The 19,685-nt window shown below is 67.9% G+C and carries 16 protein-coding genes; 1 reads left to right on the forward strand and 15 read right to left on the reverse strand.

Annotation, left to right across the window (positions count from 1 at the left end):
* Positions 1–139: 139 nt before the first annotated feature.
* From ABUA37_RS14180 to recO, 8 genes are all read right to left on the reverse strand, one after another.
* Complete coding sequence (locus tag ABUA37_RS14180; protein ID WP_349899886.1) at positions 140–1,192, reverse strand: Gfo/Idh/MocA family protein; 1,053 nt, start codon at positions 1,190–1,192, stop codon at positions 140–142.
* Between the two features lie 179 nt (positions 1,193–1,371).
* Positions 1,372–2,523 (reverse strand): cysteine desulfurase family protein, encoded by a 1,152-nt coding sequence (locus ABUA37_RS14185; protein WP_349899887.1) that lies wholly within the window; start codon positions 2,521–2,523, stop codon positions 1,372–1,374.
* Positions 2,520–3,377 (reverse strand): carboxylating nicotinate-nucleotide diphosphorylase, encoded by an 858-nt coding sequence (nadC, locus tag ABUA37_RS14190; protein ID WP_349899888.1) that lies wholly within the window; start codon positions 3,375–3,377, stop codon positions 2,520–2,522. The genes ABUA37_RS14185 and nadC overlap by 4 nt, the downstream gene beginning before the upstream one ends.
* Entirely contained in the window at positions 3,371–4,882 is a 1,512-nt protein-coding gene (gene nadB, locus ABUA37_RS14195; RefSeq protein WP_349899889.1) for an L-aspartate oxidase, read from the reverse strand. Before nadB ends, nadC begins: the two co-directional genes overlap by 7 nt.
* A complete protein-coding gene (gene nadA, locus ABUA37_RS14200) occupies positions 4,879–6,150 on the reverse strand; it encodes a quinolinate synthase NadA (protein ID WP_349899890.1) in 1,272 nt (423 codons plus the stop codon). Before nadA ends, nadB begins: the two co-directional genes overlap by 4 nt.
* Positions 6,151–6,192: 42 nt before the next feature.
* Positions 6,193–6,897, reverse strand: coding sequence for an NUDIX hydrolase (locus ABUA37_RS14205; protein ID WP_349899891.1), 705 nt, complete (start codon positions 6,895–6,897; stop codon positions 6,193–6,195).
* Positions 6,898–7,143: 246 nt separating this feature from the next.
* Positions 7,144–7,947, reverse strand: coding sequence for an isoprenyl transferase (locus tag ABUA37_RS14210; protein ID WP_349899892.1), 804 nt, complete (start codon positions 7,945–7,947; stop codon positions 7,144–7,146).
* Positions 7,944–8,675 (reverse strand): DNA repair protein RecO, encoded by a 732-nt coding sequence (recO, locus tag ABUA37_RS14215; RefSeq protein WP_349899893.1) that lies wholly within the window; start codon positions 8,673–8,675, stop codon positions 7,944–7,946. The genes ABUA37_RS14210 and recO overlap by 4 nt, the downstream gene beginning before the upstream one ends.
* 105 nt (positions 8,676–8,780) lie before the next feature.
* On the opposite strand from recO, the gene ABUA37_RS14220 reads away from it, so the two are divergent.
* Positions 8,781–9,476 (forward strand): trimeric intracellular cation channel family protein, encoded by a 696-nt coding sequence (locus tag ABUA37_RS14220; protein ID WP_349899894.1) that lies wholly within the window; start codon positions 8,781–8,783, stop codon positions 9,474–9,476.
* On the opposite strand, the gene ABUA37_RS14225 is transcribed toward ABUA37_RS14220, so the two are convergent.
* From ABUA37_RS14225 to ABUA37_RS14255, 7 genes are all read right to left on the reverse strand, one after another.
* On the reverse strand, positions 9,441–10,469 hold the full coding sequence (locus ABUA37_RS14225; RefSeq protein ID WP_349899895.1) for a D-alanine--D-alanine ligase family protein: 1,029 nt from the start codon (positions 10,467–10,469) through the stop codon (positions 9,441–9,443). The two genes, ABUA37_RS14220 and ABUA37_RS14225, sit on opposite strands and share 36 nt — an antisense overlap.
* On the reverse strand, positions 10,466–11,665 hold the full coding sequence (gene alr / locus ABUA37_RS14230) for an alanine racemase (RefSeq protein WP_349899896.1): 1,200 nt from the start codon (positions 11,663–11,665) through the stop codon (positions 10,466–10,468). Before alr ends, ABUA37_RS14225 begins: the two co-directional genes overlap by 4 nt.
* A 31-nt stretch (positions 11,666–11,696) precedes the next feature.
* Entirely contained in the window at positions 11,697–13,457 is a 1,761-nt protein-coding gene (gene leuA / locus ABUA37_RS14235; RefSeq protein WP_349899897.1) for a 2-isopropylmalate synthase, read from the reverse strand.
* Between the two features lie 169 nt (positions 13,458–13,626).
* The gene (locus tag ABUA37_RS14240; RefSeq protein ID WP_349899898.1) at positions 13,627–16,089 is read right to left on the reverse strand and encodes a bifunctional lysylphosphatidylglycerol flippase/synthetase MprF; all 2,463 of its coding nucleotides are present in this window, start codon (positions 16,087–16,089) and stop codon (positions 13,627–13,629) included.
* Complete coding sequence (locus tag ABUA37_RS14245) at positions 16,086–17,450, reverse strand: alpha/beta hydrolase (protein ID WP_349899899.1); 1,365 nt, start codon at positions 17,448–17,450, stop codon at positions 16,086–16,088. The genes ABUA37_RS14240 and ABUA37_RS14245 overlap by 4 nt, the downstream gene beginning before the upstream one ends.
* Before the next feature lie 67 nt (positions 17,451–17,517).
* A complete protein-coding gene (locus ABUA37_RS14250) occupies positions 17,518–18,906 on the reverse strand; it encodes an ABC transporter permease (protein ID WP_349899900.1) in 1,389 nt (462 codons plus the stop codon).
* A 5-nt stretch (positions 18,907–18,911) separates the two neighbouring features.
* Complete coding sequence (locus ABUA37_RS14255; protein WP_349899901.1) at positions 18,912–19,673, reverse strand: ABC transporter ATP-binding protein; 762 nt, start codon at positions 19,671–19,673, stop codon at positions 18,912–18,914.
* Positions 19,674–19,685: the final 12 nt, after the last annotated feature.

A 19,685-nucleotide genomic window follows, 5' to 3' on the forward strand; every position in this document is an offset into this window, starting at 1 on the left:
CTGGCTGAACCACTACAACTACGATCGACCACACACCGCCTGCGGAGGCAAACCACCAATCAGCCGAGTGTCACCAACGTCATGACCGAGTACACCTAGACCGGGACGCTTCCCGTCGGCTCAGCGCAGACCGCTCAGTTCAGAGACCGCTCAGTTCGTGGGCACGCGCGAGGATCCTCAGCGTCTCGAGCGACTCGCGGGGATCCACCGGCAGCGGCGCACCATCGCGGATGGTGGCGGCCAGCCCGGCATAGAAGGCAGGGTAGTCGCCTCGTTCTGTGCGCTGGCGCGTGAGCGGGACATTCGCAGAACCGTCGATGCCGACGAGGCCCCATGCGCTTTCGGGTTCGATTCCATAGGCTTCGTCGGTCGGCAATGCGCCGGCCTTGAGGAATGGCTCCTGGCTATCGACGCCGTGCACGACGTAGGCGGCGGCGGAGCCGAGCACTCTGAAGCGCGGACCGCTCTGCGCGGCGACGCGGCTCATCGTGAGGTGCGAACGCACGCCGCCCTCGTGCATCAGCGAGATGAATGCCTCGTCGTCGCTCGTGCCGCCGTCGCGAATGATCGACAGTTCGGCGTGCTCCACCGTGGCCGGGCCGAACAAATGCAGCGCCTGGTCGACGAGGTGACTGCCGAGGTCGAACGTGATGCCGGCGCCCTGCGCGATGGTGGTGGTGTCTTGCCAGCGATCACGCAGAGCGGGCGACCAGCGTTCGAACGTGGACTCAAAGCGATGCACCGCGCCCAGTCGCCCCTCGGTGAGCAGCTTCTTCACGGTGAGGAAGTCGCCGTCCCACCTGCGGTTCTGGAATACGGCGAGCGGTCTACCCGCAGCTTCGGCGGCGGTGATGAGCTGCTCAGCTTCGTCGACGGATGCCGCGAACGGCTTGTCGATGACGAGCGCTGCACCGGCGTCGAGAGCGGCCCGGCCATGTTCCAGGTGCACGTGAGCGGGTGACGCGAGAATGACGAGGTCGAGATCTTTGGCTTTGGCGAGCAACTGTGCCGGTGTCTCTAGGATCTCCGCACCCGGGTGCATGCGGCGCGCATCCGCTGCCCGGCCGGGGTCGCTCGTGGTGATCAGGTCGAGCGAGTAGGCCGGGTTCGTCGCGACGAACGGCGCGTGGAAGACGCGGCCGGAGAGGCCGAAGCCGATGATTCCGGTGCGGATCGGGCTGGTATTGGGCATGCAGCCAGCGTAGCGACCGCCGCGAGGCTGGCTCTCTCCTCCGCTCCTTTCGGAAATTCAGGACAGTGGCGCGCAATGAGCCCACAACCGGGACCTAAGGCCGGCGGATCGCGCCATAGTCCTGAATTTCTGAAAGTGCGGGGCCGGAGGGGCTGTCGGGAGGCGGAGAGCTGCCGGCGTCAGCGGGTGGTGGCACCGATCGCGCGCACCGAGGCGACGGCCTCGCGAAGGTGCGCCGCGACCTCGTGCAGTTGCTCCGAGGTGGTCGCGGCATCGAAGGTGAAACGCACGGCGGTCTGGGCGACGGCCGGCTCGATGCCCATCGCGACGAGCACGTGCGACGGGTCGTCTCGCCCAGCAGCACACGCCGATCCGCTCGAGCACACGATGTCGTGCTGCTCCAGCTGCAGCAGCACCGCCTCACCACTCGTCCCGGGGAAGCAGAACGATGCGTTGCCCGGGAGCCGCAGCGTGCGGTGTCCGGTGAGAACTGCACCTGGCACGGTGGCGATCACCTCGCCGATGAACCCGTCTCGGATGCCGCCCAAGCGACCCAGGTCATTGCCAGACACGCGCGACGAAAGTTCGATTGCCGCAGCCAGCCCTACGGCGCCCGCGACATTCTCGGTGCCCGACCTCTTCCCGCGCTCCTGCCCTCCCCCGTGCAGCACGGGCTCGACGGCCACGCCGCCGCGCAGGTACAGCGCACCGATTCCCTTCGGGGCGCCGAGCTTGTGTCCGGACACACTGAGTGCGTCGACGCCGAGCGCCCCGACGTCGAGCGGCAGAGCGCCCGCGGCCTGCACGGCATCCGTGTGCATCCGCGCGCCGTGCAGTTTCGCCACCTCCGCAATTCGCGCAATCGGCTGCGCCGTGCCGACCTCGTTGTTCGCGTACATGACCGAGACGAGCGTCGTGTCGTCCCGCACGAGAGACTGAAGCTCGTCGAGATCGACCAGTCCATCCCGATCGACAGGCGCGAGGCTGAGTTCGAACCCGTGCTGGCGCACGAGGTAGTCGCACGATTCGAGTACCGCCTCATGCTCGGTGGGCGTCGTGACGATGTGGCGTCCGCGCGGGGCGGCCAGGGCGAGACCCTTGATCGCGAGGTTGTCCGCCTCGGTGCCTCCGGAGGTGAAGACGACCTCGGATGCGCGGCAGTCGAGCCAGCGCGCCACGGTCGCACGCGCCGCACCGAGGGCCGTCGCGGCCGACTCGCCGAGCGAATGGTGGCTGGACGGGTTGCCGAACTCGCCCGTGAGATACGGCCACATCGCCTCGAGCACCTCGCGGCGCACGGCGGTAGTTGCCGCGGAATCGAGGTAGATCACGGCCTGTCCAGCTGCACGTCCAGCCCGAGGTCGAGCGCGCGCACGCTGTGGGTGAGCGCTCCGACGGAGATGATGTCGACACCCGTGCCTGCAATCTCCCGGATCGTGTCGAGATTGACGTTGCCGCTCGCCTCCACAAGCGCGCGGCCGGCGACGATCGCGACTCCCTCGCGCAGCTCAGTCGGCGTGAAGTTGTCGAGCATGATGGTGTCGACGCCGGCGGCGATCACCGGCTCGATCTGGTCGATACGGTCGACCTCCACCTCGAAGTGAGTGGTGTGCGAGAGCCGTGACCGGGCCTCCCGCAGCACCTCGGTGAGATCACGGCCCCCCGCGAGCAGCACGGCGAGGTGATTGTCCTTCGCGAGCACGGCGTCGGAGAGCGAGAAGCGGTGGTTGTGTCCGCCGCCGCAGCGCACCGCGTGGCGCTCGAGCGCGCGAAGGCCGGGCGTGGTCTTGCGGGTGTCGACCACTCGAGCCGAGGTGCCGTTCACCTCCGCAACGTAGCGGGACGTGAGCGTGGCGATGCCGCTCATCCGCTGCACGAGGTTGAGCGCGACACGCTCCGCCCGCAGAATGGCTCGCGCGTTGCCGCGCACCGTCGCGAGCACCGATCCGCGCTCGAAAGCCGCGCCATCGGCAAGCTCGAGGGTCACGGCGGTCGCGGGATTGACGATCGTCATCGCGGCGGCGAAGACTTCTCCGCCGCTCAGCACCCCCGGCTCGCGCGCCGAGAGCACCGCTGTCGCCGTGGCGTCGAACGGAAGCAGCAGTTCGCTCGTCACGTCTCCCCACGGGGCGTCTTCGGCGAGGGCGGGTTCGACGACGGCTCGGATGGCCTGGCTGGTCAGCATGCGACGGCTACCTTTCGCGCCCAGGTCGCGTGTCGCGCCTCGGCGGGGTCTGTGCTCGGAAAGTCGGATCGGAAGTGCGCGCCACGGGATTCTCGCCGGGCGCGTGCCGCGGCCACGACGACGCGGGCGAGGTCGAGCAGGTTGCTGGTCTCGCGCTCCGCAACAGAGCCGGATGCGCCACGCCATCCCGCGAGCACGGTCGCGGCCGCCGAGAGCTCGCCCTCGTTGCGGTACAGGCCCGCTGCGTTCCACATGAGTGACTGCAGCGCGCCCCGTTCCACGGGACTGCCGTCCCCCGACGGCGCAGCCGAGGCGGAAGCATCGCCGGCGGCGAACTCGGGCCACGGTTCACCCAGCGCACGCACGCTGCGGGCCGCGAAGACGAGCGATTCGAGGAGCGAGTTCGAGGCCAGGCGGTTGGCGCCGTGCACCCCGGTGTTCGCCACCTCACCGACGGCGACGAGGCCGGGCAGCGACGTTCTCCCCCACTCGTCGGTGCGCACCCCGCCCATCCAGTAGTGCGCAGCGGGCGTGACCGGCACGGCTTCGCGAGTCCAGTCGATGCCGTTGGCCTCGCAGGCGCGGGTGATGCCGGGGAAGCGCTCGCGCAGGAACTCTGCGCCGAGTCCGGTGGCATCGAGATGCACGGGGGCTCCGCCCTGCGCCGCCATCGCGGCCGCAATGCCTCGCGCGACGACGTCTCGTGGGGCGAGCTCGGCATCCGGATGCACGCCGGTCATGAAGCGGTGACCAGCGTCATCGAGCAGCACGGCACCCTCGCCGCGCACGGCTTCGGAGACGAGGAAGTTGCCGGGCACCGCGAGCGAGGTGGGGTGGAACTGGTAGAACTCGACGTCGCCGAGCATCGCTCCGGCGCGCCAGGCCGCCGCAACGCCGTCACCGGTCGCGACGAGCGGGTTGGTGGTGTGCGAATAGAGCTGGCCCGCTCCCCCGCTGGCGAGGATCACGGTGTCTGCGGAGAGAACACGCGATCGGGCGAGTGAGTCGACCACTTCGATGCCGGTGACCGCACCGTCGGTCGCGACCAGCTCCGCGACGAAGCTGTGCTCGAGCACGGTGATGCCAGCGCGCTCGACCCGGTCGGCGAGAGCGGTCTCGATCGCGAAACCGGTCGCGTCGCCTCCGGCGTGAAGTACCCGGGCGCGCGAGTGAGCTGCCTCTCGACCGCGCGCAAGCTCGCCGCCCTTGCGATCGAACTCGACGCCGAGTCGCTGAAGCTCCCGGATACGATCGGGCCCCTCCGCGCAGAGGATCCGCACGAGCCGCGGATCGGCGAGCCCCGCACCGGCGCGCAGCGTGTCGGCGACGTGCTCCTCGACGCTGTCGTCGGGGAACATCGCGGCGGCGATGCCGCCCTGCGCGTAGCGCGTGTTGCTCTCGGTGAGCTCCGACTTCGTGACGAGCGTCACGTCGTGGTGCGCACTCGCCTCGAGCGCGGCGACGAGACCGGCGATGCCGGTGCCGACAACGACGACGTGGCTCACGGGCGTGCCGCCAGCATCCTCTCGAGGGCGACCCGCGCCGATGCCGCGACGTCGACCGGCACCGAGATCTGGTTGATGACCTCGCCGCGAACGAGCCCCTCGAGAATCCAGGCGAGGTAGCCGGGGTGGATGCGGTACATCGTCGAGCAGGGGCAGACCACCGGATCGAGGCAGAAGATCGTGTGCTCGGGGTGCTCGGAGGCGAGCCGGTTCACCATGTTCACCTCGGTGCCGATGGCGAACGTCGTGGGCTCCGTCGTCTCGGCAACGGCACGGCGGATGTACTCGGTCGAGCCGGCCTCGTCAGCGGCGTCCACGACGGGCATCGGGCACTCCGGATGCACGATCACGCGCACCCCCGGAAACTCCAGCCTCGCAAGCTCGATCTGGTCGACGCTGAAGCGCTTGTGCACGCTGCAGAAGCCGTGCCAGAGGATGACCTTGGCGGCGTCGAGCGTCTCGGCATCGTTTCCGCCGAGCGGGCTGCGCGGGTTCCACATCGGCATCTGGTCGAGGGAGATGCCCATCGCCTTCGCCGTGTTGCGTCCGAGGTGCTGGTCGGGGAAGAAGAGCACGCGCTGACCCCGCGCGAACGCCCACTCCAGCACCGTCTTCGCGTTCGACGAGGTGCAGACGATACCGCCGTGGTCGCCGCAGAAGGCCTTGAGCGCGGCGGAAGAATTCATGTAGGTGACCGGAATGACGGGAACACGACCCTCAGCATCCGGCTCGGTTCCGTAGAGCGCCTCGAGCTGCTCCCAGCACTCGGTGACCGAGTCGATGTCTGCCATGTCGGCCATGGAGCAGCCCGCCGCGAGGTTCGGGAGGATGACCGACTGGCCTGGCCGAGCAAGGATGTCCGCGGTCTCGGCCATGAAGTGCACGCCGCAGAAGACAATCGTCTCGGCCTCGGGCACGGTCTGAGCGGCCCCGGCCAGCTGGAAGGAGTCGCCCACGAAGTCGGCGTGCTGCACGACCTCGTCGCGCTGGTAGTGGTGCCCGAGGACGACGACGCGCGAACCGAGGGTGCGCTTCGCGACACGGATGCGCTCGTGCAGTTCCTCGTTCGAGGCGCGCTGGTACTCGCTCGGCAGCACCCCCTGCCGCGGAGCATCCGTGGGGATGATGTCGCCCATCGAGGCGCCTGGACCGTAGCCCGGTTCGGGCAGTGCGTCGAAGACCCAGGGGCCATCGGCGAGCTCGGGCGCGCAGGTCGAGCCCTTCCCCGTCGCGCGGATGAACTGAATGGTTGCGTCAATCGATGACACGGTGCTCCCTGGTTTCCTTGTTTGTCGGGGTCGTTCGGGGCTTTACTGTTTTCTCGGACTGAGCGGGCCGTTGTCGACGAGCTCCATGCTCTCGTCGTAGCGGAACAGGCGCGGCGGCCGGTGACGACCGCCGGAGACGACGGCATCCGTGGGCACGAGGGTCTTCGACGCCTCGACCTGCCGCCGGAAGTTCGCTGGATCGAGCTGGCGCTGGAGCACCGCCTCGTGCACGAGTCGAAGCTCGCTGAGCGTGAAGGTCTCGCCGAGGAAGGCACGGGCGATGCGGGAGTACTCCATCTTGGTGCGGAGCCGCCAGAGTGCGTATTCGACGATGACGTTGTGGTCGAAGGCGAGCGACGGCAACTCGTCCGCCGGGAACCAACGCACGTTCTCGCCCTCGGTCGCGCGCTCGGCCTCCTCCTGGCGAACCAGCGCCCAGTAAATGATCGACACGACGCGCCGGTCGGGCGAGCGGTCAACATCGCCGAAGGCGTAGAGCTGCTCGAGGTAGGTGGGCGAGAGCGAGGTGGTTTCGAGCAGGTTGCGGGCCGCGGCATCCGAGAGGCTTTCGTCGGCCGTGACCCAGCCGCCGGGCAGCGCCCACTTGCGATCGAAGGGGTCGCGGATGCGGCGCACCAGCGGAATCCACACGGTGCTGAGTCCGGTTTCGGAATGCGGACGCAGGGCGAAGATCACGGTGGAGACGGCGAGGGAGATGCCCTGCCGCTCGTGCTGTGACGCGTCCATCTGGCTCGATTCAGTAAGAGTCGTTCTGACCTGAACTGATTGTAGCACTTAGGGTCATGTCGACCCAAACCGAGTGGTCATCCTGCGCGGGCTGTTTCGGATATTCAGGACAATGGCGCGCAAAGGTGGCTCGGAGCTCGCACATCGCGCCCCCTCGGGACCGAAGTCCTGAATTTCCGAAAGCACCCGGGTGGGGCGCCAGCGGAGCCGCGCCGCCCGGGCAAACGGTGCGCCGACCGCGGAGGGTCAGGCGGAGGGGGCGTCCACGGCACCACCGAAGCGACGGTTGCGCGCGGCGTAGAGCTCGATGGCCTCCCACAGCTGCTGCCTGCCGAAGTCGGGCCAGTAGGTGTCGAGGAAGACCATCTCGGCGTACGCGCTCTGCCAGAGCATGAAGTTGCTCGTGCGCTGCTCCCCCGAGCTGCGCACGAACAGGTCGACGTCGGGCAGGTCGGGCGTGTAGAGGTGCTTCTGGATCGACTTCTCGCTGATGCCCGAGGGTTTGAGCCTGCCGGCGGCGACCTCTTCTGCCAGCGCGCGCACGGCATCCGCGATCTCGGTGCGGCCGCCGTAGTTGACGCACATCGTGAGCGTGAGCACCGAGTTACCCGCTGTGAGCCGCTCGGCGAATTGCAGTTCCTTGATGACGGATGTCCAGAGCCGAGGCTTGCGACCCGCCCAGCGCACCCGCACGCCCCAGTCGTTGAGCTGGTCGCGGCGGCGGTGCAGCACGTCGCGGTTGAACCCCATGAGGAACTTCACCTCTTCGGGCGAACGCTTCCAGTTCTCGGTGGAGAAGGCGTAGACGCTGAGGTGCTTCACGCCCGCCTGGATCGCTCCCGCGACGACGTCGAGCAGCGCGGCCTCACCGGCGCGGTGACCCTCGATGCGCGTGAGTCCCCTGCCGTTCGCCCACCGGCCGTTGCCGTCCATGACGATCGCGACATGCTCGGGCACCGAGCCGCGCGCGAACGCCGGCGGATAGAGGCCGGTCCAGTCGATGGGCTTGAAGTCGACGGCGTCTTTGTGGGTCTTGGGGACCGGGCTCACGCGATCGTCCGATCGACGTGCTGCAGCGATCGCAGGCTGCGCTCGAGGTGGAACTGCGTGTACGCGGCGACGACGCCGCTCGCCTGACTGCGGTGCCGCTCCTCGGCGAGTTCCGCGGCATCCCAGTCGCCGGTCAGCAGCGCGGCAAGGAGCGACAGGGTCGAGGCATCGAGCCGAGGGGAGCCGGGAGGCGCGACCTCGTCGGCCACGACTCCGCCCAACTGAACGACGAACGTGGTGTGCGGGCCGGGCGCACCGGTCACCGCGCAGTCCACGAAACTCGGCGCCCAGCCGGCGATCGACAGGGCGCGCAGCAGGTACGAGTCGAGAGTCAGCGTGGGCGGATGCTCGCGCCGGGCCAGCGAGCGCAGGGCTCCGACCAGCAGGAGGTACTGTTGCAGACTCCCGTCGTCATCCGTCAGCTTGTCGGCCGTCTCGACCATGACGCTCGCGGCGGTGTAGGTGCCGTAGTCGCTTGTAATTTCGGCCCCGTAGGAGCCGAGCGACTCCGCCTGCGTGATGATGTCGAGGCTGCGGCCGACGTAGCACTGCACGTCGGCGACCATGAAGGGCTCGAGCCGCGCGCCGAACTTGGAGGCGGTGCGTCGAACGCCCTTGGCCACCGCGCGGATCTTGCCGTGCTGCCTGCTCAGCATCGTGACGATGCGGTCTGCTTCACCCAGCTTGTGGGTGCGCAGCACGACGGCTTCATCACGATAGAGGGGCACCGTTCCATTATCGGATGCCGAGCATCGCGAACGCCGTGACGACAGGCTGCGGACACCAACTGCCACAATCCCGCGTGTGCAGGCCGGAGGCTGGAGAATGGTCGAATGCACCCAGCCGCGTTCGTGATCCCCGTGTGGGCCGACCTGCTCGCCATCGCGATCGGTGGGGTGCAGGGCGCGATGTTCGCGGCGCAGTTCCGCGACCGTCGGCTCGATCTGCTCGGCATCGCCATCATCGGGGTCGCGACGGGATTCGGGGGCGGCATCCTCCGCGACCTCCTGTTGAACGTGCTGCCCGCCGCGCTCAAGAGCAACTGGTACCTGCCCGTTGCGACGGCCGCGGCACTCGCCGGGATGCTGCTGGCGCGCATCTTCTCCAGGCTCAGCCACGTGATCACCGCCCTCGATGCGCTCACGATCGGACTGTTCGGCGCCATCGGAACGACCAAGGCGCTCGCTCTCGGTGTTGGCGAGGTGCCCGCGGTCTTCGTGGGCGTGCTCTCGGCCGTAGGTGGGTCGATCCTGCGCGACATGCTTCTCAACCTGCCGATCGCGCTCATGCACGTCGGCTCCCTCTACGCGATCGCCGCCGTCGCGGGCTCCACGACCCTTGTCGTGCTCGTCGCTCTCGGCGTCAACGTGCTCGTGGCGGCCATCGTCTGCACCGTGGTGACCTTCTGCGTGCGCGAACTCGCCGTGCTGTTCAACTGGAGCTTACCGGAGCAGCGCACCATCGATCGGTTGCCGCGACTCCCCCGCCCGCGACTACGCGGTGCGGGCGCGGGCCGGCCGCGCCGCTAGCGCCCGGTCAATCAATCGGCCGAGCAACTCGGGATAGCTGACCCCGGAGGCCTGCCAGATCGAGGGGAATTGGCTGAGCGCCGTCATGCCCGGCATCGTGTTGACCTCGTTGATCGCGATCGCGCCATCGGCGGAGAGGAAGAAGTCCACGCGCGCGAGCCCCTCGCAATCGAGGGCGCGGAACGCGCGCACAGCGAGGCCTTCGAGCGTCGTGCGCAGCTCATCCGGGATTTTCGCCGGAATCTCGAACTCGTGGCCGCCGTCGGTGTACTTGGCGGTGTAGTCGAAGAAGGCGCTGCCGCGCGCCGTCAGAATGTGCAGCGCAGCGCCGATGACGAGCTCACCCTCGGGCTGCTGCAGCACGCCGAGGTCGATCTCCTCGGCGACCATGAGCGGCTGAAGCACGGCCGTGGTGTCGGATGCCAGCGCAAGATCGAGCGCATCGTCCAGATCCGCAGCCGACTCCACCCGACTCACGCCGACGCTGGAGCCTGCGCGATTGGGCTTGACGAACACCGGATAGCCGAGTCGCTCGGCCGCTGCCGCGGCATCCGCCCTGGTGCGCTCGGTGACGCCGATCGAGGTGACGGTGGGGAGCCCTGCGGCGGCGAGCACGCTCTGGGTCATGAGCTTGTCCATGGCGAGGGCGCTCGACAGAACGCCGCAGCCCACATAGGGAATGCCGACGAGTTCGAGCAGTCCCTGCACGGTGCCGTCTTCGCCGAAGCGGCCGTGCAGCACGGGGAGCACGACATCCAGACCGTCGAGGTCCGGCAGCATCGCTCCACCCTCGGCATCGTCGTCAATGCTCTCGACGCGTCGCCACAGGCCGTCCCGCCCGATGTGGAGCAGCACCGGCTCGAACTGGCTGCTGTCGAGGTTCGCGAGCACTCCGCGCGCCGAGGAACAGGAGACCTCGTGCTCGCTGTTGGCTCCGCCGAAGATGATGCCGACGGTGATTCTGGCGTTCTGGTCGCCGTTGCTCGTGTTCACAGGACGTTCACATGCCTTCTCGAGATTCTCCCGCCGAGCCCGGTCAGGATTTCGTGCGACAGGGTGCTGGCGAGGCGTGCCCATTCTGCCGCATCCGGCTCACCTCGGCTCGCATCGCCGAGCAGTATGACCTCGTCGCCGAGCTCGACATCCGCGTCTCCAACGTCCACGGTGACCTGGTCCATGGAGACGACGCCGACCATCGGGTACCGCTTGCCGCCGATCATCACCTCCGCGAGCCCCCCAAGCAACCGCGGCACCCCATCGGCGTAGCCCACCGGCAGGAGCACGATGGTGGTGTCGCGGGGGGTCACGAAGCGATGGTCGTAGCCGACGCCGGCGCCGGCCCGGATCCGACGCAGCTGCGTCACCCTGGTCACGAGTCTCAGGGCGGGTTCGAGGCCGTGGGTCTGCCCGGTGACGGTCTCGATGCCGTAGAGCGAGGCGCCGCAGCGCACCATCGTCAGCGCGGTCTCCGGATGCGCGAGGGTCGCCGCTGAGTTGGCGAGGTGCACCTCGGCCGGATCGAGTCCCGCCTCGCGCGCAACGCCCAGCCCGTGCTCGAACGCGGCGACGGCCGAACGGATGCCCTCGGGGCCCGGATCCGAGGCGAGCGCGAAGTGCGACCACAGGCCGGTCACTCGCAGGGCGCCGGAGCGTTCCGCTGCCGCGGCAGCGGCGCACAGCTCCGCCCAGAGCGCGCCGGTGGCACCTGCCCTCGCCATTCCGGTGTCGAGTTCGAGCTGCACCTCGGCCGACGCCCCCGTGCGCACGGCCGCCGCGATCACGGCCTCAAGGGTCTCGACGTTCGCGCAGGAGAGCGTGATTCCGGCCGCGATGCCCGCGCCGAGGTCGCACCACGGATCGATGAGCCAGGTCAGGATCGGGGCAACGATGTCGGCGCGTCGCAGTTCGAGCGCCTCGTCGAGGGTCGCCACGCCGAGCCATTCTGCACCCGCCGCAAGAGCCGTGCGCGCGGTCTCGACCGCACCGTGGCCGAAGGCACCGGCCTTGACGACGGCCATGAACTTGGCATTGTGCGTCGCCCGCAGCCGAGCCATATTCCGCACGATCGCGGCGTGGTCGATGATGCTCTCGGCGAGCGGTCGCGGTGCGCACTGCGCGCCATCCGCCGTAGTGATCGAGGCAGACGAGCCGGGAACCGCGGTCACAGGACCGGATTCGCTGCTCGTCATGCCTCGACGCTACTACGGATGATCGTGGCCGCTAGACGCTCGCCAACTCGCGGTCGCCGGTGGTCGCCCGCACCGCGCGGTTGACCGCGGACACGACCGCCTTGAGTGACGCGGTGGAGATGTCGGCGTCGATTCCCACGCCCCACAGCCGCACGCCGTTGACGTCGAGGTCGACGTAGGCCGCGGCGAGTGCGTCGCCGCTCGCGCTGAGCGCGTGCTCGACATAGTCGAACAGCTTCACCTGAATGTTCTGCTCGGCCATGATGTTGAGGAACGCCGCGATCGGGCCGTTGCCCGTCGCCTCGGTCGCTATGACGCTCTCGCCGACGCGCAGGTCGATCTGCAGCGAGATCTCGCCGGAGAGGTCGCTCGAGGTGCGCGTGCGGGTGAGCTCGAACTGTCCCCACTTGTCGTCGTCGATCGCCGCCGGGAGGTACTCGTCGGTGAAGATGTCCCAGATCTGGTCGCTCGTGACCTCGCCGCCCTCGGCATCCGTCTTGGCCTGAACGACGCCGCTGAACTCGATCTGCAGCTTGCGCGGCAGGTCGAGCGCGTGGTCGGTCTTCAGCAGGTACGCGACGCCACCCTTTCCGGACTGCGAGTTGACCCGGATGACCGCCTCATAGCTGCGGCCGAGATCCTTGGGGTCGACCGGCAGGTAGGGCACGGCCCAGACGAGGTCGTCGACGGACGTGCCCTGCGCTGCCGCGTCGGCTTCCATGGCCTCGAAGCCCTTCTTGATCGCGTCCTGATGCGAGCCGCTGAAGGCGGTGTAGACGAGGTCGCCCGCCCAGGGGCTGCGCTCGTGCACCTTGAGCTGGTTGCAGTACTCGGCGGTGCGCTTCACAGTGTCGAGGTCACTGAAGTCGATCTGCGGATCGATGCCCTGAGTGAACAGGTTGATGCCGAGTGCGACAAGGTCGACGTTGCCCGTGCGCTCACCGTTGCCGAACAGGCAGCCCTCGATGCGGTCCGCACCGGCCATGTAGCCGAGCTCCGCCGCCGCGATCGCCGTTCCGCGGTCGTTGTGCGGGTGCAGGCTCAGGATGACGTTCTCGCGGTGGTTCAGGTGCCTGGACATCCACTCGATCGAGTCTGCGTAGACGTTGGGTGTCGCGGACTCGACCGTCGCGGGCAGGTTGATGATGACCTTACGCTCGGGCGTCGGCTGGAAGACCTCGAGCACCTGGTTGCAGATGTCCAGAGCGAACTCGAGCTCCGTTCCGGTGTAGCTCTCGGGCGAGTACTCGTAGTAGATCTCGGTGCCGGGCACGAGCGCCTCCGCCCTCTTGCAGAGCCTCGCACCCTCGAGCGCAATGTCGATGATGCCCTGCTTATCGGTGCGGAAGACGACGTCGCGCTGCAGCACGCTCGTGGAGTTGTAGAGGTGCATGATGGCGCGCTTGGCGCCCTTGAGAGACTCGAAGGTGCGGTTGATCAGCGCTTCGCGCGCCTGGGTCAGCACCTGGATCGTGACGTCGTCCGGGATCAGGTCTTCTTCGATGAGACTGCGAACGAAATCGAAGTCGGTCTGGCTCGCCGACGGGAAGCCGACCTCGATCTCCTTGTAGCCCATCCGCACCAGCAGGTCGAACATGGTGCGCTTGCGCTCGGGGCTCATCGGGTCGATGAGGGCCTGGTTGCCGTCGCGCAGGTCGACGGCGCACCAGCGCGGCGCCTTTGTGATGCGGGCGTTCGGCCAGGTGCGATCCGGCAGGTCGACGGTGAGGGTCTCGTGGTACGGGCGGTACTTGTGAATCGGCATCGCCGATGGTGTCTGCGTGTTCTTCATGCTCTCTGCTCCTCGTGCGAGTTAATGGTCAGCCACTGCGTTTCGAGAACGCCAGACTCCGCGACGAGGGAGGCCTGGATTAGGACTCGTCGCGGCAGCTAAGAAGGAGCAGACCGAACAACACGATTTCAGGGTAGCACCGCTTGGTGGTTCAGTTCAGCAATCACACTCAGCCGAGGCTCCTCACAAACCGGATGCTCTGCCTCAGCGACATGGACGGCAGGTACGCCCGCGCGAGCGCGAATCCGATCGCCGGCAGCGCGAGCGGATCGGGGTAGGTCATCAGCAGCGGCCGGAACTCCGGCTGGAACTTCTGTTTGAAGTTCAGGAGAGACGCGAATCCATAGACCGGTTCGAGGGTTCGTGCGAGGAAGCCGAGGAGCCGCTGCATCCGGCCGTTGTCTGCACCCGGGTCCTGGCTTCTCGCGAGCGGAGCGGCGGAGAGGCTCATCGTCTCGATGCCCTGCTGCTGCATCCGGAGCGCTGCACTCGCGATGAGAAACTCCATGACGCCGTTCATGCTGTCCGGCCGCCGGCGCATGAAGTCGAGGGTCCAGCCGACGACCTCGCCATCCTGATAGCTCGGCATCCAACTGGTCACCGCCTGAATCGTTCCGTCTTCGTCGATTGCTAGGAGCAGCGCCACGGCGGGGTCGCGCAATTCGTCGAGGCCGCCGAGCGTGAAGCCGAGCTCCGGCAGGTTTTTCTCCGCGACCCACGCCTCGGAGATGCTCTCCAACTGCGCCGTCGCGGTCACCGGCAGCGCGCGGTAGCTCGTCCATTCGGCACGCAGGTTCGATCGGGCCGCTCGATTGATCGAACTGCGTACGTCCTGCCACGCCTTGCCCTGCATGGTCCACGCCTCCGGCCGCACCACGGTCTCCTCCCCCACGACCATGGAAGACCAGCCCATCGAGGCAAACAGCGGTGCCAGGTATTCGTGCACGCTGTAGAAGACCGGTGTCCAGCCATTGTCATCGCAGAAGGTGGCGAAGTCGCGAATCGCCGCCTCGAGCGCCTCGGGCGGTCCGATCGGATCCGAGGTGGTGATCGCGACGCCGGAATAGACCCGATATGCGATCGCCACGCGGCCATCCGGTGCGAACCAGTAGCTGTTGCCGTTCCACGTCGACATCCAGCCGAGCGTGCCGCCACCGCCGACGCGCAGCATCGCGATCACTCTCTCCCGCTCGGTGGAGCTGCTGCGATTTCTCTCGGAGAAGAACACGGGAATCACGGCGACGAGAAGCGCGATCCAGAAGGCCGGGCCGATCCATTGGTAGACGAGGCGTGACAGCGGGCCGATGGGAACGAAGGTGAGATGCTCCAACCGCAGAAACCCGACCGGAACGAATCGCTCCGGGAGGTCGAGGAGGAGCGCGTCCGGGGTGGCGACCGGACGGAACTGATGACGAAAGAGCAGTCCGACGACGAAGTAGAGCCCGCTCAGGAAGACAAAGGCGGCGCCGACCCGGATGAGGAACCGCATGACGACGCTGCGCGGCGTGCGCACGGTGAAATGCCGCACGTTCATGGCTATGAGCACCGCGATGATGAGGGGCACGAGCACCGACACGGCCAGCCGCACTGCCGACTCGGTGCCGGATGCATTGTCGATGTCGATCGGGTTGCTGCCGAACGCCGGGAGGAACCCGTAGTAGAAGCTCGCGAGGACCGCGAGGAGCACGTTGACCGCTATCGCGATCCAGGCGGCGCTCCGGCGCCCGCGCATCATGCCGAGACCGGCAACGATCAGCACGATGAGGGGCAGCGGTGCGAGCAGCACCGGCCCGGGGCCGTTGATCCTGGCGAGCGCGACGTCGAGACTGCACCCCGCGCTCGCCATGTGGTGCAGGCACAGGTGCCGCACGCTGCTGAGGTGCGGAAGCGCATCCCGAAACAGCAGGCCGAGCGGATGCAGCGGCCCGTACCTCGCCGGCGAGAAGATACTGACGAAAGGCCCGACGGCCGTGATCATGAGTGCTGCGGCGAGCAGGCTGCGCGCCTCGTGGTGAGAGCTGCGAGACCAGCGCGCACCCGGGCTGGGACGCGCAAGCAGGAAACCGAGGAGCAACCCCACTGCCGCCGCGATGAGCCTGAACAGATCCGAGGGCTGGCCAGAGTACAGGAACACCACGATCACGGCGGTGAAACCGAGCACTCGCGTGCGGCGGCGCCACAGTGGGCCCGCGAAGGCGCTCGCGGTCATCACGACTCCTGTGATCGCGGTGAAGGGATCGAAGACGATGCTTTCGCGGATGCGGACCGCCCAGGTCTCGCGAGCGAGGAGGCCGGCCGCCTGCAGCACCATCCCGAGCCCAGCACCGAGGTACGCGGTCACCACGAAGGCGACGAGTGTTCGCCACCATCCCATGAGCTGCTCGGATGCGCCGACAAGGAAGACGAGGGCGGCCATCGAGACGAGCAACTCGAGCGTGCTGGTGGCGAAGAAGACCGATGTCAGCGGCGACAACAGGTTGTGGCTGTCGTTGAAGGCATCGAGGCCGGTTCCCACGAGCACTCGTAGCCGCGGCCCCGGTCCGTGCAGCGCCGAACCGGTGACGAAGGCGAGAACGAGCATCAGCGCGGCCGCGGACAGGCTCAGCCGCCGCGACCTGATCCAGCCGTTCATCGCAGGGACCATTCCGCACCGAACAGGCGCAGGGCCCGAATGAGCGCGTACTGCACGGTGTGCCAGTCGTGGGCCGTGTCGGGTGAGGTGAACGTGTGCACGTCCATTCCTGCCGCGGCGGCGGCGTGCGCAACGGTGACCGAGCCCGGCCCGAATCTCGTGTCTTTGGCTCCCACGGCAAAGATCGCGAGGGTGTGTGGCGGGTACGGCGCCCCCGCCGCGAGCAGCGCGAGGGGTGAGGACTGCCGATAGCGATCCGCCGAACCACCGAACGCATCCTTGATGGTGGCGGAGATGGAACCACGGTGAGGCGCGACCTGTCCGGCGATGTCCAGGATGCCCCCGTACAACTCCGGGTGCTCCGCCCCCAGCTGGATCGAACAGGTACCGCCCTGAGAGAATCCGCCGATGGCCCAGTAGCGCGGTCCGTTGAGCACGTGCAGGTGCGATCTCACCCAGTTCGGCACGTCGACGGTCAGATAGGTCGCCGAGTTGCCGAGCGGGGAGTCGACGCACATCGGGTTGGCCTCGGGCGCACCGAGCTGGTCGGGGACGACGACGATCGGGGCGAGTCCGCGGTGCGCGCTCGCGTAGGCGTCGGCGATCGAGGGCAGGGCGCCCGAGGTCACGATGTTGGAGGGGGCGCCCGGCTGGCCCGAGAGCATCACGAGCACCGGGAGCGCGGGAGCGTTTGCCGCGAGCGCCGCTGGCGGCAGGTAGACGACGGCGGGACGGGCATCGAAATGCGAGACCGTCGCGGGAATGTCAATGAGTCCCTCGCGTCCCTTCATCCGCAGGTCCGCGGGCGGGGTCCAGTCCGCCAGCGTGGCGTGCGACCGCAGCGTGGAGAGAAAGTCGAGGCTCAGGGGCGGAATGATCGTCTTGCCGAAGAGCTGTCCGAGCGCCGGGAACTCCCCGACATCCGCGTTGATGCCCAGGCCGCCCGCCAGCAGCGACAGCACTATCGAGAACGCGGCGACCACGGTGCGCCAACGCTCACGCCCGCTCAGGTTCGCGATCGCCAGGGCGACGCCGGCGACGGTCGCAGCGGTCCACAGGCGCGTCGGCACACTGAGCGCAACGCCGAAACTGTCCCACACGTCGCTCACGAGCCACGCGAATATCCAGCCCACGAGCGCTCCGCAGGCGGCGGCAACCAGGCTGATAACGAGGCGTCGCACGGGACGCCGTGTGAGCAGGACGACGACGGCTGCGCCAGCGAGCACGTAAACGACAGTGGGAACCGGTCCGTCGACCAGCCTCAGGTGCCATAGTCCATCAAGCACGTCGTCCCGCTCCTCCGCCCGGCCAGAGGTCCAGTATGTGGCGCTCGAGAGCGGCGAAGGCACGTCAACGGTCATCCTGAGGGAACGTTCAGCACCCGCGCTCATTCGCGCAGCGGGTTCACAGGACGCCGAAGGAGCGTGGTCAGTCGACGGCCAGCGCGAGTACCGGCGAGATCGTGGTTGCCCGGCGTGCGGGAGCCTGCGCCGCGGCGAGCGTGAGCAGTGCGGCACCGACGACGAGGATGACGAGGAGCAACCACGGGATTGACGGCCAGACGAGCCCCGGGCTGCCCCAGATAGAGCCGAGCAGGGACTGCGCTCCGGCCCAGCCGTACACCACACCGAGGATCAAGCCCAGACCGACGGCGGCGATCGTCATCTGCGCGCTCTCGGCCACGATCATCCCGCGCACCTGCCTGCCGGTGAAGCCGAGTGCACGCAGAAGGCCGAGCTCTCGCGTGCGTTGGAGCACGTTCAACGAGAGGTTGTTGATCATACCGAAGGCGGCGATGAGGGCCGAAAAGCCGATGAGCGTGGTGAAGACGCCCAGGGTGACCGACAGCACCTGATCCGCACCCTGATAGCTGCCGGGTTCGGTCGCCATGGCCTGCTCGATCATGCTCGAGTAGTTGTGAGCGGCCACGGCGAAGGTGGTGATGAGCGTCACACCGATGACGAGGCCGATCGCGGTACGGGAACTGCGCTCCGGGTATCGCAGCGCGTTTTCGGCCGCGAGCTTGGTCGGCGCGGACCGGCCGAGCAGTCGCCCACTCATCCTCAACGCGAGAGGCATGACCAGGTGCGCTCCCACCACGACGCCGCTGAAGGACACGACGCCGCCGACGAAGGCGAGGAGGAAGCCCAGCATGGATACCAAGCCGAGCGCGGCTCCCAGACCGAGTACCAGCATGCCTCCGAAGAACAGCACGGCCGCCACCGCGTTCCTCACCGGTCGATGCAGGGTCTCCTCGCGCGTCGCCTCCTGCGCCGTGCCGATGGCCTGGATCGGCGTGACGCCCAGCACCCTGCGGGAGCCGACCCACGATGCTGCCCACGTGGACAGCACGACGATCGCCGTGGGGAGAACGATGAGCGGGTTGACCGAGCCGTAGTCGAGGGCAGGGACCGATCCCATCGCCGCTGCAATTCGGATGCCGCCAACGGTGAGCGCGAGTCCGACGGCCGCGCCGATCGCGGCACCCACCACGCCCACCAGGAGCCCCTCGCGCGCGACGGCACGCCGCAGGGACGAGGCGCTCGAGCCGATCAGCCGCATGAGCGCGATCGTTCTCGTGCGGCTGGCGATGATGGTCGCAAAGGTGTTGGCGGTCACGATCGAGCCGACGTAGACCGCGATGAGAATGAAGACACCCGCAACGAGCAGCAGCGCGATCTGCACGGATTCGTGTTTCGAAATCTGGTTGCCTGCAACGATCTGCGTCAGGTAGGAGGTGGCCTGGATGAGCCCCGCGCCGAAGGCGGCGCTCAGCGCGGTGACGAGGATGCTCGATCGGTGGTCCCGCGTGGTCATACCCCTCACGCGCTCTGCTCCATGGCGAGCATAAAGCTCGAGATCTCCTCCGGCGTTGAGCGACCGCGGTCTTCCACGACACGGCCGTCGGCGAGAAACACGATGCGATCGGCGTAGCTTGCTGCGATGGGGTCGTGCGTGACCATGGCGATGGACTGGCCGTAGTCGGCGCTGGCCGCGGCGAGCAGGGAGAGTACCTCGCGACCGGTGCGCGAGTCGAGGTTTCCGGTGGGCTCGTCGGCGAACACGAGGTCGGGACGCGTGGCGAGCGCGCGCGCGATCGCCACCCTCTGCTGCTGGCCGCCCGAGAGCTGGTGCGGCCGGTGCGTGAGCCGGTGTCCGAGACCGAGCGACTCGATGAGACCAGAGATCCAGGATGTCTCGGCGAGGCTGGGGCGACGCCCATCCAGCTCGAAGGGCAGGTAGATGTTGCCGTTCACGTCGAGGGTGGGCACGAGGTTGAATGACTGGAACACGAAGCCCACCCGACGCCGGCGCAGCACGGTCAGATGCCCGTCGTCAAGATCGGTGATCTCGGTGTCGCCGAGCCAGGCTCGCCCCGAGGTGGGAGAGTCGAGGCCGGCCATGATGTGCATGAGCGTGGACTTGCCGGAACCGCTCGGCCCCATGATCGCCGTGAACTGGCCCACGGCGATGCCGAGTGACACATCGTCGAGCGCGCTGACGAGAGTGGAGCCCGCCCCGTAGGACTTGGTCAGGTGGGAGACACGGGCGACGAGGCCCGCTTCGCTGCGATTGAATGCCATGGTTCCACGCTA

The organism is Parafrigoribacterium soli, from assembly GCF_040227235.1.
In the GTDB taxonomy this organism is placed as follows: Bacteria; Actinomycetota; Actinomycetes; order Actinomycetales; family Microbacteriaceae; genus Parafrigoribacterium_A; species Parafrigoribacterium_A soli.